This window comes from Pseudomonas sp. FW305-96 (genome assembly GCF_058783825.1).
This window is the reverse complement of sequence record NZ_JBYSYW010000037.1, coordinates 47,197-59,790: the sequence shown is the minus strand read 5'-3', so window position 1 is coordinate 59,790 and position 12,594 is coordinate 47,197. Positions and strand designations below refer to the sequence as shown.

Annotated in this window: 11 protein-coding genes and 1 tRNA gene; 4 read left to right on the top strand and 8 right to left on the bottom strand. The window is 66.8% G+C overall.

Annotated elements, in window-relative coordinates:
• The coding region (locus tag AC3WL2_RS22445) for an MFS transporter (protein WP_102719468.1) at positions 1–1,086 on the bottom strand (1,086 nt) is incomplete at its 3' end.
• A 98-nt stretch (positions 1,087–1,184) separates the two neighbouring features.
• Here AC3WL2_RS22445 and AC3WL2_RS22440 point away from each other — a divergent pair.
• A complete protein-coding gene (locus AC3WL2_RS22440) occupies positions 1,185–1,625 on the top strand; it encodes a winged helix-turn-helix transcriptional regulator (protein ID WP_102684374.1) in 441 nt (146 codons plus the stop codon).
• Between the two features lie 30 nt (positions 1,626–1,655).
• On the opposite strand, the gene AC3WL2_RS22435 is transcribed toward AC3WL2_RS22440, so the two are convergent.
• The gene (locus tag AC3WL2_RS22435) at positions 1,656–2,588 is read right to left on the bottom strand and encodes an NAD-dependent epimerase/dehydratase family protein (protein WP_102684373.1); all 933 of its coding nucleotides are present in this window, start codon (positions 2,586–2,588) and stop codon (positions 1,656–1,658) included.
• Positions 2,581–3,465, bottom strand: coding sequence for a sugar nucleotide-binding protein (locus AC3WL2_RS22430; protein WP_038707252.1), 885 nt, complete (start codon positions 3,463–3,465; stop codon positions 2,581–2,583). Before AC3WL2_RS22430 ends, AC3WL2_RS22435 begins: the two co-directional genes overlap by 8 nt.
• A gap of 181 nt (positions 3,466–3,646) precedes the next feature.
• On the opposite strand from AC3WL2_RS22430, the gene AC3WL2_RS22425 reads away from it, so the two are divergent.
• Entirely contained in the window at positions 3,647–4,486 is an 840-nt protein-coding gene (locus AC3WL2_RS22425) for an alpha/beta hydrolase (RefSeq protein ID WP_102684372.1), read from the top strand.
• Positions 4,487–4,527: 41 nt separating this feature from the next.
• On the opposite strand, the gene AC3WL2_RS22420 is transcribed toward AC3WL2_RS22425, so the two are convergent.
• The gene (locus AC3WL2_RS22420; RefSeq protein WP_023632678.1) at positions 4,528–5,340 is read right to left on the bottom strand and encodes a helix-turn-helix domain-containing protein; all 813 of its coding nucleotides are present in this window, start codon (positions 5,338–5,340) and stop codon (positions 4,528–4,530) included.
• Between the two features lie 181 nt (positions 5,341–5,521).
• On the opposite strand from AC3WL2_RS22420, the gene AC3WL2_RS22415 reads away from it, so the two are divergent.
• Together AC3WL2_RS22415 and AC3WL2_RS22410 are read left to right on the top strand one after the other, a co-directional pair.
• Positions 5,522–6,964, top strand: a complete 1,443-nt coding sequence (locus tag AC3WL2_RS22415; protein ID WP_023632679.1) for an alanine/glycine:cation symporter family protein — start codon at positions 5,522–5,524, stop codon at positions 6,962–6,964.
• Positions 6,965–7,039: 75 nt separating this feature from the next.
• Positions 7,040–8,029, top strand: coding sequence for an asparaginase (locus AC3WL2_RS22410; RefSeq protein ID WP_102684371.1), 990 nt, complete (start codon positions 7,040–7,042; stop codon positions 8,027–8,029).
• 36 nt (positions 8,030–8,065) lie between these two features.
• Here the strand turns inward: AC3WL2_RS22410 and AC3WL2_RS22405 are convergent.
• From AC3WL2_RS22405 to fdhE, 4 genes are all read right to left on the bottom strand, one after another.
• Positions 8,066–8,161 (bottom strand) — tRNA-Sec (locus AC3WL2_RS22405).
• A 6-nt stretch (positions 8,162–8,167) separates the two neighbouring features.
• The gene (gene selB / locus AC3WL2_RS22400) at positions 8,168–10,090 is read right to left on the bottom strand and encodes a selenocysteine-specific translation elongation factor (protein WP_102684370.1); all 1,923 of its coding nucleotides are present in this window, start codon (positions 10,088–10,090) and stop codon (positions 8,168–8,170) included.
• Positions 10,087–11,514, bottom strand: coding sequence for an L-seryl-tRNA(Sec) selenium transferase (gene selA, locus AC3WL2_RS22395; RefSeq protein ID WP_102684369.1), 1,428 nt, complete (start codon positions 11,512–11,514; stop codon positions 10,087–10,089). Before selA ends, selB begins: the two co-directional genes overlap by 4 nt.
• A 153-nt stretch (positions 11,515–11,667) precedes the next feature.
• On the bottom strand, positions 11,668–12,594 hold the full coding sequence (fdhE, locus tag AC3WL2_RS22390) for a formate dehydrogenase accessory protein FdhE (RefSeq protein WP_102684368.1): 927 nt from the start codon (positions 12,592–12,594) through the stop codon (positions 11,668–11,670).

The window sequence follows — 12,594 nt, the reverse complement described above, 5'->3', positions numbered from 1 at the left end:
GCCCCACTGCCCGTACACCCAGGTTGCCACGACCGCCCCCACCCCGCTGCCGACCGAGTAGCAGCACATGTAGGCGCCGATCAGCCGGCTGGCCATCTCGCCACGCCCCGCCAGCAACAGGCTCTGGTTGGTCACATGCACGGCCTGCACGGCCAGGTCCAGCATCAGCACGCCGATCACCAGCGCCAGCAGTGACTGCTCCAGGTAGGCGCTGGGCAGCCATGACAGCGTCAACAGCCCGAGCGCCCACCCGCCTACCCACCGGCCCTGCCCCTTATCCGCCAGGCGCCCGGCACGCGACGCCGCCAGCGCGCCAGCCACACCGGCCAGGCCGAACAGCCCGACCTGGGTGTGATCGAGCGCCAGCGGCGGCGCGCTCAGGGGCAACACCATCGCGCTCCACAGCACGCTGAACGCCGCAAAGACCAGCACCGCAAACACACCGCGCTGACGCAGCAGACGGTCATGCCGGTACAAGCGCAGCACTGAAACCAGCAGTACCCGATAGCGCTGCCTCGGCCCCTGCGGCTTGACAGCAGGCAAGCGCCAGGCCAGCAACAACGCCATGGCCAACGCCAGCCCCGCCGCCACGACGTATACGCCGTGCCAGCCCAGCAGGTCAGCCAGTGCACCCGAGACCAAGCGCGCTGACAGGATCCCCAGCACCACGCCACTGGTGACAGTCCCCACCGCCTGCCCCTGCTGGGCTGGCGTGGCCAGTGTGGCGGCATGCGCGACCACCACCTGCACCACCACCGCAGCCAGGCCGACCATGGCCATCGCCGCCAGCAGCATGGCCCAGTCCACGGCAAACGCCACGGCCAACAGCGCGCCGGCCGATGCCAGCAACTGGCCGACAATCAGCCGGCGACGATCAACCAGGTCGCCCAGCGGCACGATCAGCAACAGACCCAAGGCATAGCCGGCCTGGGTCATGCCCACCACCAGGCCGGCGCGCGCAGCGCTTACGCCGAGGCTCGCGGCCATGGCCTCCAGCAGCGGCTGGGCGAGGTACACCGTGGCCACGGCCAGGGCGCAGGCGGTAGCCAACAACAGCGTCAATCCGCGAGTGAGCGGTGGCATCAGCAATCTCTCCAAATCTGGTTTCAATTTAAAACCATGAAACTGGATTTCTAGCAAACATGGTTTTATTCTGCAACCAGATCACACTCAAGGAACGCCTCATGCTCGACGAGAACAACCAGCAATGCCCAGTGGCCCGCGCCCTGGAGGTGCTCGGCGAGCGCTGGGCGCTGATGATCCTGCGCGATGCCTTCGATGGCCCGTGCCGCTTCAGCGAATTGCAGAAAAACCTCGGGCTGGCGAAGAACATCCTCGCTTCGCGCCTGAAACTGCTGGTGGAGGCCGGGCTGCTGGCACAGCAGCCTGCGTCCGATGGCAGTGCCTACAAGGAATATGCGCTGACGGAAAAGGGCCGTTCGGTGTTTCCGATCGTGATCGGTTTGCGCCAATGGGGGGAGCGCTACCTGTTCACGGCGGGAGAGTCACGCTCGCAGCTGGTCGACGATCGCGGCCAGGGGCTGGAGACATTGCAGGTGCGGGCGCGGGACGGGCGGGTGCTGGGGCCGGAGGATTGCCGGCGGCGGGTGATCCGGCAATCGTGACGTCATCGCGGGGCAAGCCCCGCGAGAGGCTCAAGCTTTGCCGAGCAAGCGGGCCAGGCCTTCGACAAACGGCGTTGGCTCGGGAAATGCGAAACGTGCCAGCAAACGCGAGTTGTCCGCCCGCGAATGGCGGATGTCCCCCGACCGTGCCTGGCCGTAGCTGATTGCAGGCAAACCGCCCACCACCTGTTCCAGCGCCTTGAGCAACTGGTTCAGCGAGGTCGCCTGGTTCAGGCCGATGTTCACCGCACCCTCTTCCACCGCATGCTGCTCAAGCGCCTGCACCATTACCTGGACCAGGTCACCGACAAACAGGAAGTCGCGGGTCTGCTCGCCATCACCGAACACCGTGATCGGTTTGCCACTGGTGGCGCGCTCGCAGAAGATGCTGATCACGCCTGAATACGGCGAGGAAGGGTCCTGGCGTGGCCCGAAGATGTTGAAGAAGCGGAACACCACCGGCTCCAGGCCATGCTGGCGGCGGTAGAAGTCCAGGTACTGCTCGCTGGCCAGCTTGTCCACCGCATAGGGGGTCAGCGGCGCCTTGGGGGTGTCTTCGGCAATCGACTGGCCTTCGCCGTTATTGCCGTACACCGCCGCGCTGGAAGCGAACAGCACGCGGCGGATGCCGTTCAGGCGCATCGCCTCGCACACGTTCAGCGTGCCGATGAAATTGCTCTGGTGGGTCTTCACCGGGTCTTCCACCGAAGCTTGCACCGAGGCCACCGCGGCCAGGTGCACCACTGCCTGGCAACCACTGGCGGTACGGGCCACCAGCGCGGCATCGGCGACATCGCCCTCGAGCAGTTCCAGGCGCGGGTGGCCAAGTTGCAGGTTGTCGCGCTTGCCGGTCGACAGGTCGTCGAGGATACGCACCGCGTAGCCTTTCTCCAGCAACGCGTCGCACAGGTGCGAGCCAATGAAGCCGGCACCGCCGGTGATCAGGATGGGGGCGTCAGCCATGTCGGTAGAATCGGTCCAGTAGGGGCGGCAAGCCGGCGCGCCAGGCGCGTGGCTTGATGCCGAAGGTATGAAGGATCTTCTTGCAGGCCAGTACCGCGTGTTGCGGCTCCTCGCTGGCATCCGGGCGGGCGGCGTGGGCCTGGGCGGTGGGCGCCTGCACGGCCAGCTTGCGCCACTGGGTGGCCTCGGTAAGGATCGCCTGGCCGAGCACCAGCGGCGTGGTAGCCTCGTTGCCGGCGTAGTGGTAGGTCCCCCACAGCGGCGCCTGGCAATCGAGCTGCTTGAGCACCGAGAGGATCACCCGTGCCGCGTCGTCCACCGGTGTCGGGTTGCCGCGGCGGTCATCGGCCAGCAGCAACTCCTGGGGCTGCTCGGCACGGGTCAGGAAACGCCCGAGCGCGCCATCGAGGCTTTCATCCAGCAGCCAGCCGAAACGCAGCAGCACATGCTGCGGGCAGGTGGCGCGCACGCTCTGCTCGATGCGCCACAGCGCCTGGCCACGCAGGCCGAGCGGCACCGGTTCGTCCTTCTCGCTGTAGGCGGTGGCGCGCGAGCCATCGAACACCCGGTAGCTGGACGGCTGCACCAGGATCATCTCGTGGTGCTGGCACAACTCGGCGAGCCGCTCCACCGCCCGCTCCTGCTGAGCCAGGCGTTGCTCGCTGACCGACTCGGCCTGGAACCAGTCAAAGTAGTAGGCCAGGTTGATCACGGTGTGCGGGCGCTGCTCGTCGAGCAGCAGGGTCAGGCTGGCCGGATCCCAGCCGTTTTCCGGAGGGCGAGGCGCCAGGAAAGCGATATCTTCCTCGGCCCCGAGACGAATCAGCGCTTGCCCGAGGGCATTGCCACCACCCAACAGCATCAGGCGCATACGCATAGAGTCAACAGGTCCGGTCTGGTCGATGGAGGAAAGGGTTCATTTTGCTGTTTCCGACAGGGGAAGTCCAACCCAGGCAAGGCCTGGCGCGCACCGCGTGCCGATTGGCGCCGATCGGACGGGTGTTCCGCCTTTGCCGACAGCTACTTATACTGCGCATGGCCTGTTCAAGGAGATCAACATGGATGCCGAGTCGAACACCGCGCTGCGCGCCAGATGGCAATACGACGAACCCGCTCCCGGCCCGGAACGCTTCATCGACGAGGCTTTCGACGGTTATCGGCAACAGGCCCGCCTGCTGCTCCCGGTACATGAGTGCGCCCCCACGGTCTTCGTGGTCGGCGGCGCCCGCTCCGATTTCACCCGCCTGAACCCTTTGCTCTATCGCCTGCAACAGCAGGGGATCGGTTCGCTGACCGGCAACCTCTCCGGCCACAGCCTGGCCAGCGAGCCGGGTGCAAAGGACGCGTCGTTGGCCAGCAACCTGCAGGAAGCCCTGCGCTTCCACCAGCATCTGGACGCGCGCAGCGACACCCTGGTCGGCCACAGCCTGGGCGCCGCCATCGCCCTCAAGCTGGCCGCCCAACGCCCCAACGTGCGCAAGCTGGTGCTGATCTGCCCGGCGGTCTATCCCGATGCAGCCCATTGCGCGCCCTTCGGGCCGGCCTTCAGCGAAGCGATTCGCAAGCCTTATGCGTTCCTCGACTGCGACAGCTATGCCTTCCTGCGCCAGTTCCAGGGCCGGGTGCTGCTGGTGATCGGCGAATATGACGGGCTCAACTCCAGGGTCCACGGCCAGGGCCCCGGCACCTCTGCCGGCACCCGGCGCCTGGCGGGTGTCGAGCGCTACAGCCCGATCCCCGAGGAAGTCACCCACGCCTTGCTGCGTTCGGTGCCGGCGCCCCATGTGGAATGCCTGATGCTCACCGACTGCGACCACGGCATCGCCGCGCACCTGCGAGACCGGCCACAGGTGGCGGATCAGGTGGCCGATGCGGTGGCGGCGTTCATTCTCGACTAGCTCTGCGGGCGCCCACGAGTCAATGCGACATCAACGTTGATTCACTCGATCTCGAACAACCCGTTGCTGATCATCCCCGCACTTAGGCGGTCGCGGATATCGTCGTCGATGCGCGGATCGTCCGGGCGGTACAGCTTGATCTGCCGGAAGGCGTTGATACGGTTGATCTCCTCGCCCAGGTACTCCCACACCACCCGGGTGCAGGCCGGGTTGCGCCGGTCACCGCTGGAAACCCCGGTCTTGAGACCGTTCAAGCGGCTGATACGGCTCTTGAAACTGGGGATGAGCACGGTCTGGCTCATCTCGTTAAGGGTCAGCGACTCGTAGTCGATCAGGAACATCCGGTCCTGCAGCTGGAACGCCGCACCCAGGTAGCGGCAGCGCACCTCGGCATGCCGGTCGAGGCCGCTGCTGCGCTCTTGGCGTTCCTGGCGCTCGAACAAGAAACTGCCGCGCTCCTCCCACAGGTGCACCAGCGACACCAGGATCGAACCGGGCACCGACATGCAGTTGGAGTATTCGAAGTAATAGCCGCAATAGCGCGAGAGGTTGCCGGCTTCTTTATGCAGAGGCTTGAACAGCTCGCTGATGGGGTCGTCCTGGGGGCCGACAGGCTGCTGCTGGTTGCGTGCACCGATCAGGCGAGCGAACTGCTCGGGCGGCAGGCCAAGCTCGTAGTCCTCCACGCCGAAGAAGTCGCCGATACGCTTGAGGTTGTAGGCCGTCGGGCGGCTCTGGCCGCTCAGGTACTTGTTGAACTGCGCCCGATTGATCGACAGCTGCCGGCAAACCTCGGAGATAGAGCGGTAGTGGCTGCAGGCCAATTTGAGGTTGATAGCGAAATGATCGCCCATGATACGCGGGTCCAGGTGATGCGAGTGGCGCCATTCTAGCATCAAGTCGCACCAAAACAGAGCAACCCGCGAAATTGTAACCATAGTTGTCATGGCCAACCATGCGCCCCCAATGAATAGCGGTGCGCCTGCCGTCCGCTGGTCTTTCCATGCGAAGAATAAGAATCGAGGTCATTTTCCAATGCTCGAAGCACTCAACGATTTCCTTTCGGGGAAACTCCTCATCGTGCTGATCGTCGGACTCGGCGGTTACTTCACCATCCGCTCGCGGTTCGTCCAGTTCCGCCACTTCGGCCACATGTTCGGCGTCTTCAAGGAATCCCTTCGCGGCCAGGCAGGCCAACTGAGCTCGTTCCAGGCCCTGATGCTGAGCCTCGCCGGCCGCGTCGGCGCCGGTAACATCGCCGGTGTCGGTATCGCCGTGACCCTCGGCGGCCCAGGCGCCGTGTTCTGGATGTGGGTCACCGCACTGGTGGGCATGTCCAGCAGCTTCTTCGAATGCACCCTGGCCCAGGTCTACAAGCGCGCCGACGGCGACGGCCTGTACCGCGGCGGCCCGGCGTACTACATCCAGCACGGCCTGAAGCTGAAAAGCATGGCCATCGTGTTCTCGATCCTGCTGCTGGTCACCTACGGCTTCGCCTTCATCGGCCTGCAGTCGTACACCGTGACCCACTCGCTGCAGAACGCCTTCGCCTTCGATCCCAAGCAGACCGGCATCGTCCTCGCCGTGCTGCTGGCCATCACCTTCATCGGCGGCATCAAGCGCATCGCCGCAGTGTCCGACCTGCTGGTACCGGTCAAGACCCTGGCCTACATCGGCGTGACCCTGTACGTGATCGGCACCCAGATCGAACACGTGCCAGCCATGCTGGAAACCATCTTCAAGAGCGCCTTCGGCCTCGACCCGGCGTTCGGCGGCCTGCTCGGCAGCGCCATCGTCATGGGCGTGAAACGTGGCGTGTTTGCCAACGAAGCGGGCCTGGGCAGCGCGCCGAACGTGGCCGCCGTCGCCGCCGTGAAACACCCGGGCGCCCAAGGCGTGGTCCAGGCCTTCAGCGTGTTCCTCGACACCTTCGTGATCTGCACCTGCACCGCGCTGCTGATCCTGCTGTCGGGCTTCTACACCCCGGGCTTCGAAGGTGACGGCATCGTCCTGACCCAGAACTCGCTGGCCGCCGTGGTCGGTGACTGGGGCCGCATCTTCGTCAGCGTCGCGCTGTCGCTGTTCGTCTTCACCTGCATCCTCTACAACTACTACCTGGGCGAGAACAGCCTGCAGTTCCTCAGCCGCAACCGTGCCGTGCTGATGACCTTCCGTGGCCTGGTGCTGGCGCTGGTAGTGTGGGGTTCGACCCAGGACCTGTCGACCGTGTTCGCCTTCGCCGACATCACCATGACCTGCCTGGCCTTCGTCAACCTGATCGCCCTGGCCATGCTGTTCAAGGTCGGCCTGCGCGTGATGCGCGACTACGACGCCCAACGCAAGGCGGGCATCAAGCAGCCAGTGTTCGACTCCAGCAAGTTCGCCGACCTGGACCTGGACCGCGCCGCCTGGCCGGCCAACCCGCAGGCTGAAACAGCCGCTGACAAAGCCGCCGCCCCGGCGCCAGCGCAGCACTGATACCCTGCCCTGCCACAACCGCCCCGCCCGGGGCGGTTGTCTCCTTCCTTCGCTACATCGCTACGGAATACTCCCATGCGTGCAGTCAAGAATCTCCTCGTCCTGTACACCGGCGGCACCATCGGCATGCTGCAGACCGCCGAAGGCCTCGCGCCGGCCGGTGGCTTCGAAGCGCGCATGCGCGAACACTTTGCCGCCTGCGGCGATGCGCCAAAGGTGCAATGGGCGCTGCGTGAACTGAACCCGTTGATCGACAGCGCCAACATGCAACAGGCCAACTGGCTGGCGATGCGCGATGCCATCGTCGAGGCGGTCGAGCGCGACGGCCACGACGGCGTGCTGGTGCTGCACGGCACCGACACCCTGGCGTACAGCGCCGCAGCCCTGTCGTTCCTGCTGCTGGGCCTGCCGGTGCCGGTCCTGCTGACCGGTTCCATGCTGCCGGCCGGCGCGCCGGACAGCGATGCCTGGGCCAACCTGGTCGGCGCGCTCAATCTGTTCGAAAACGGCCTGGAAGACGGCGTGCAGCTGTATTTCCATGGCCAGTTGCTGCACGGCTGCCGCGCCTCGAAACTGCGCAGCGAGGCGTTCGACGCCTTCACCGTGCTGCCGCGCCATCGTGATGGCGAGCGTGCCCCGGAACTGCCGAACCGCCTGGACTACCGCCAGCCACGCCAGCCGGTCAAGCTGGCGGTCATGCCTGTGTTCCCGGGCCTTGCCGCCGAACACCTGCGCGGCCTGTTCGACAGCGGCATCCAGGGCCTGGTGCTGGAGTGCTACGGCAGCGGCACCGGCCCGTCGGATGACCAGGCGCTGCTCGACGCGCTGCACGACGCCCGCCAGGGCGGCGTGATGATCGTTGCCATCAGCCAGTGCCCGGAAGGCTCGGTGGTGTTCGACACCTATGCCGCCGGCAGCCGCCTGCGCGACACCGGGCTGGTCAGTGGCGGCGGCATGACCCGCGAGGCGGCGCTGGGCAAGCTGTTTGCGTTGCTCGGTGCGGGATTGGATGCCGACTCGGCAGAGCACTGGTTTGCGCTGGATCTGTGCGGGGAGCGCGCTTAAGCGTTCCGCCCGCGAGCGTTTGGTAACCGGGAGAAATGGCGGAAGGCAGCGGGAGTCGAACCTGCCCGGGAACGGCTGCCGTCCCCAACCGGGTTTGAAGCCCGGCCGCGCCACCGGGCGCGATTGCCTTCCTTGAAATCAGGGCCCGTGTTGCGGTTGGGCCAGGGCGCTGTCGGCACGAACCTGCCGCAGGTCACCGACCCGTCGAGTCAGGCCGATGCGGTCGAAGTACTCGAGTATCTGCACACTGCGCTTGCGACCGATGGCCAAACCATCGCGAAACGCCGCGACCTGCACTATCGGCGAAGTCGCAGCCTGGCGCAACAGCAGCTCTGCCATGCGCCTGAGCGTCGTCTCCGGGTAGAACAGGTCACGCACCACCTGATGCACCAGGCCCAACCGGGCCAGCTTGCGCAACAACAGCCGGACATCAGCCTCTTCGCAACCCTCCTCGCCGGCCAGGGTCCGTACCCAGGGCGGGTCGAACTCACCTGCCAACAAGCGCGGCAACAGACGCTCCCACAACGCGCTGTCCGCGTCGCTCAACTGGACCCGGTGGTCCGGCAGGTGCAACCAGGGGCCGCTGCTGCTGATCGCACCTGCGCCCAGCAGCTCATCGAGCAAGCTGACAAACGCGGGGCGCTCCAATGGCAAGGCGGTAAAGCGGCGCAAGCGGTCCCGGTCCGGGCCAAGCTGGTCGGGCTCTTGCGCATGGAACTGCGCCAGACGCTCCAGCACCTGTCGCTTGAGTGCCTGCCACTGTAAGCGATCGAACAACAGCTGACCTTGACGGGTGGCAATCACCAGCACCGAATCCGGCAACTGCCAGCTCTCGCGCAGGCGGTTGAACTGGCGCTCCAGACGCCGGGGCTCGAGACCGCCGGGGGCCGCCTCGAGCAGGGCCGACAACGCTTGCTCGAGATTGTCGGTGTCGCGCAGCACCTGCAACTGACGCAAGCGCGCTTCGCTGCGCCGTTGCCGGCTCGGGGCGAACGGGTCGAGCACACGCCCACCACCCAGCGTGCGCTGGGCGCGTTGGTCACGCAGCACCAGACGATCCCCATGCACCGCCTGCAGCGGGGCATTGAGCAGCAACTGGGCGAACATGCGCTGGCCGGCGGCGAGCCGCTCACCTTCGAGCAAGGCAACCCGGGCGGTGACATCCTGGGTGCCCAGGTGCACGTGCACTGCGCTGAAATGCTCGAAGGCGCGGGTTTCACCCGGCAGCAGGGTGAAGTCGATATCGACCCGCACGCTGGGCGCATGCAGCCACTCCGGCACAAGCCAGTCGCCACGATGCACCTGCTCGGCCGAGAGCTTTTCAGCGCTGATGTTCAAGGCCACCCGCTGCCCGGCTGCGGCGACCAGGGCTGCCTGGTTCTGGGCATGCAGGCCACGCACCCGCACCGCTTTGCCGGCCTTGCCGAGCAGCAAGGTATCGCCGACGCTGACCTGCCCGGCCAGCGCCGTGCCGGTGACCACGACTCCCGCTCCGGAAACCGCGAAAGCTCGGTCTACCGCCAGACGGAAACCGCCACGCACGCTGCGCTGGCGAACATGCGCTTCAGCCGCCAGCAAAGCCTCGCGCAGGGCGTCGATGCCCTCGCCGGACAGGCTCGAAACCGCAAACTGCCTGGCCCCGGCGTAGGGGCCGGGCGCGAGCAGTTCGATGATCTGGGCCCGGACTTCACTCAACCGCGACGGCTCGACCCGGTCGCACTTGCTGATCACCACCAGCGCCTGGGGAATGCCCAGCAACTCGATAATCGAGAGGTGCTCACGGGTCTGCGGCATCACCCCATCGTCGGCGGCCACCACCAGCAGTACCAGGTCGATGCCATGGGCACCGGCCAGCATGTTGTGGATAAACCGCTCGTGGCCCGGCACATCGATGAAGCCTGTCAGCGGCGCCCCTTGCGCCAGCGCCGCGTAGCGATAGCCGAGGTCGATGGTCATGCCCCGGTCGCGCTCCTCCCGGCGGGTGTCGCCGGCCTGGCCGGTCAGGGCCTGGAGCAGCGCGGTCTTGCCATGGTCGATGTGGCCGGCAGTCCCGACAATCACTGCACCGCCCCCAGTTGCAACGCCGGCAGTTGCGCCAGCCACTGGGCCTCGTCGTCCAGCTGGCGCAAGTCAAGCCACAGGGCATCGTCGTCGATACGCCCGAGCACCGGCACCGGCAGGTCGCGCAACGCGCGCTCCAGTACATGCAAGCTACGCCCGCGCAGTTTCTTCGACACCTGCGGGCGCAGGCACAGCGCCGCGCTGGGCAGCCGCGCCACCGGCTGGCTGCCGCTGCCGATCATGCCCAGGGCCGGCTCGACGCTCACCACCCATTGCGCGCCGAGACGAGCAGCCAACTCGGGCGCCAGGCGCTCGGCCTGGGCGGCGATCTCGGCTTGGGCACGGGTCAGCAGGCGCAGGCTGGGCAGGCGTTCGGCCAGGCGATCGGGGTTGCGATAGAGCTGCAGCACCGCCTCCAGCGCGGCAAGGGTGATCTTGTCGACCCGAAGGGCACGCTTGAGCGGGTTCTTCTTGATCTTCGCGATCAGTTCCTTGCGCCCGACGATGATCCCCGCCTGCGGGCCGCCCAACAGCTTGTCGCCACTGAAGGTGACGATGTCGGCGCCGTCGGCCAGCGCCTGGCGCACCGTCGGCTCGGCCGGCAGGCCCCAGCGGGTCAGGTCGAGCAGGCTGCCGCTGCCCAGGTCTTCGAGCAGCGGCAGCTGGTGGTCATGGGCGATGCGCGCCAGCTCGGCGGTGGGTACCTGGTTGGTGAAGCCCTGGATGCTGTAGTTGCTGCAATGCACGCGCATCAGCAGCCCTGTGCGCGGGTTGATCGCGCCTTCGTAGTCGCGGGCGTGGGTGCGGTTGGTGGTGCCGATCTCGTGCAGCTTCACCCCGGCGCGGGCCATGATGTCGGGGATGCGGAACGCACCGCCAATCTCGATCAGCTCGCCGCGGGAGATGATGCCCTCCTTGCGTGCGCCCAGGCTGTTGAGCGCCAGCAGCACGGCGGCGGCATTGTTGTTGACCACGGTGACGGCTTCGGCGCCGGTCAGCTCGCGGATCAGGCCTTCGATCAGGTCGTCGCGGTCACCCCGCTTGCCGGTGGCCAGGTCGAACTCCAGGTTCAGCGGATAGCGGGCGGCGACCTGCATCGCCTCCACCGCCTCCTCCGGCAGCAGGGCGCGGCCGAGGTTGGTGTGCAGCACCGTACCGGTGAGGTTGAAGACCCGGCGCACCTGGCTGCGCTGCTGGATGGCCAGGCGCTCGCCCGTGCGCCCGAGCAGCACCTCGGCGGCCAGCTCCACGGCAGTTAGTTGGCCTAGCCGGGCGGGGTCACGCAGGTCGTCGAGCAGCTGGCGCAGGGTGGCCAGCACGGCGTCACGGCCGTGGCGGTCGAGCAACGGCTGGCAGGCGGGGTGGCGCAGCAGGGAGTCGATGGAGGGCAGGCGCGGGGTGGCGCTGGCGGGGCTTGAGGACATGCAGTACTACCTATGACTGATCCGTTGTCTGGTCCGGCCCTATCGCTGGCAAGCCAGCTCCCACAGGCCCAGTGCCAGATTCAAGGCTTGCGCTGCACCTGTGGGAGCCGGCTTGCCGGCGATGGGGGCAACTCGATACTGAAGTGTAGACACTCACCCACTGCCCGGCGCCAGCAGCAGGTTCGGCGCCAGCCGATGGAAGCCCTCCTCGTCCAGCCGCATATCCAGCGCCAGGCTCGCCAGGTCATCGGCCAACGGCTCGGCCGCCGCGTCGTTCTCCAGGTAGCTCTGCTTCAGGTAGCCCTGGCACCCCGGACAGCACTCGGCGCGCAGCGGTGCCTTGCCCGGCGCATGGCGGTCATCCTCGAGGCTGCTGTAGCGCAGGCCCTTGCTCGACTCGCAGTACACGCACTTGACCCGCACCACATGCCATTCGCAGGCACACAGCGAACAGGCCAGGTAGCGCAGGCCGTTGTGCTTGCCGCGATTGCGCACCACACCGGCCATGGCCGGCGAGCCGCAGGCCGGGCACTGGGCCAGGCTGCCAGCGGGCTTGAGCTCAGGCTCTGGCAGCGTCAGCAACCAACTCGACCAGGCGGCCTGCAACGCCGCGCCCAGGAAGGGCACCAAGGCCGTCGGTACGGCGTCGTACTGGCCACCGAGCAGCGCGATGGCCCAGCCCTTGCGCTGTTCGTCACCGCTCTCGCGCAGGCTGCCCAGCGCCGCTGCCAGTGGCCCTTCGGGCGCCGGTTCGAAGTGATCGAGCAGCGCTTGCAGCCACACCAGCCACTGCCCTTCGCGCACCAGGCCGTCCGCTGCCAGGGGTGGCAGGCCATGACTTATGCACAGGCGCTGACGCTCCTCGGCTACCGGCAAGCCACCGGGCGGGTTATCCACAAGCTGCTGCTGGATCCGGCACAGGCGCGCGACCAGATGCAGATACTCGCCAAGGGCATTGCCCTCGGCCAGGTGCTCCAGGCGCGCGGCCCGCACTGCGAACAGATTGGCGGGCGGCAGATGCAGGAACGGCGGCATTACCGCCGACGCTTCGATCTGCCCGGGTTCGAGAATCGTGCTCAA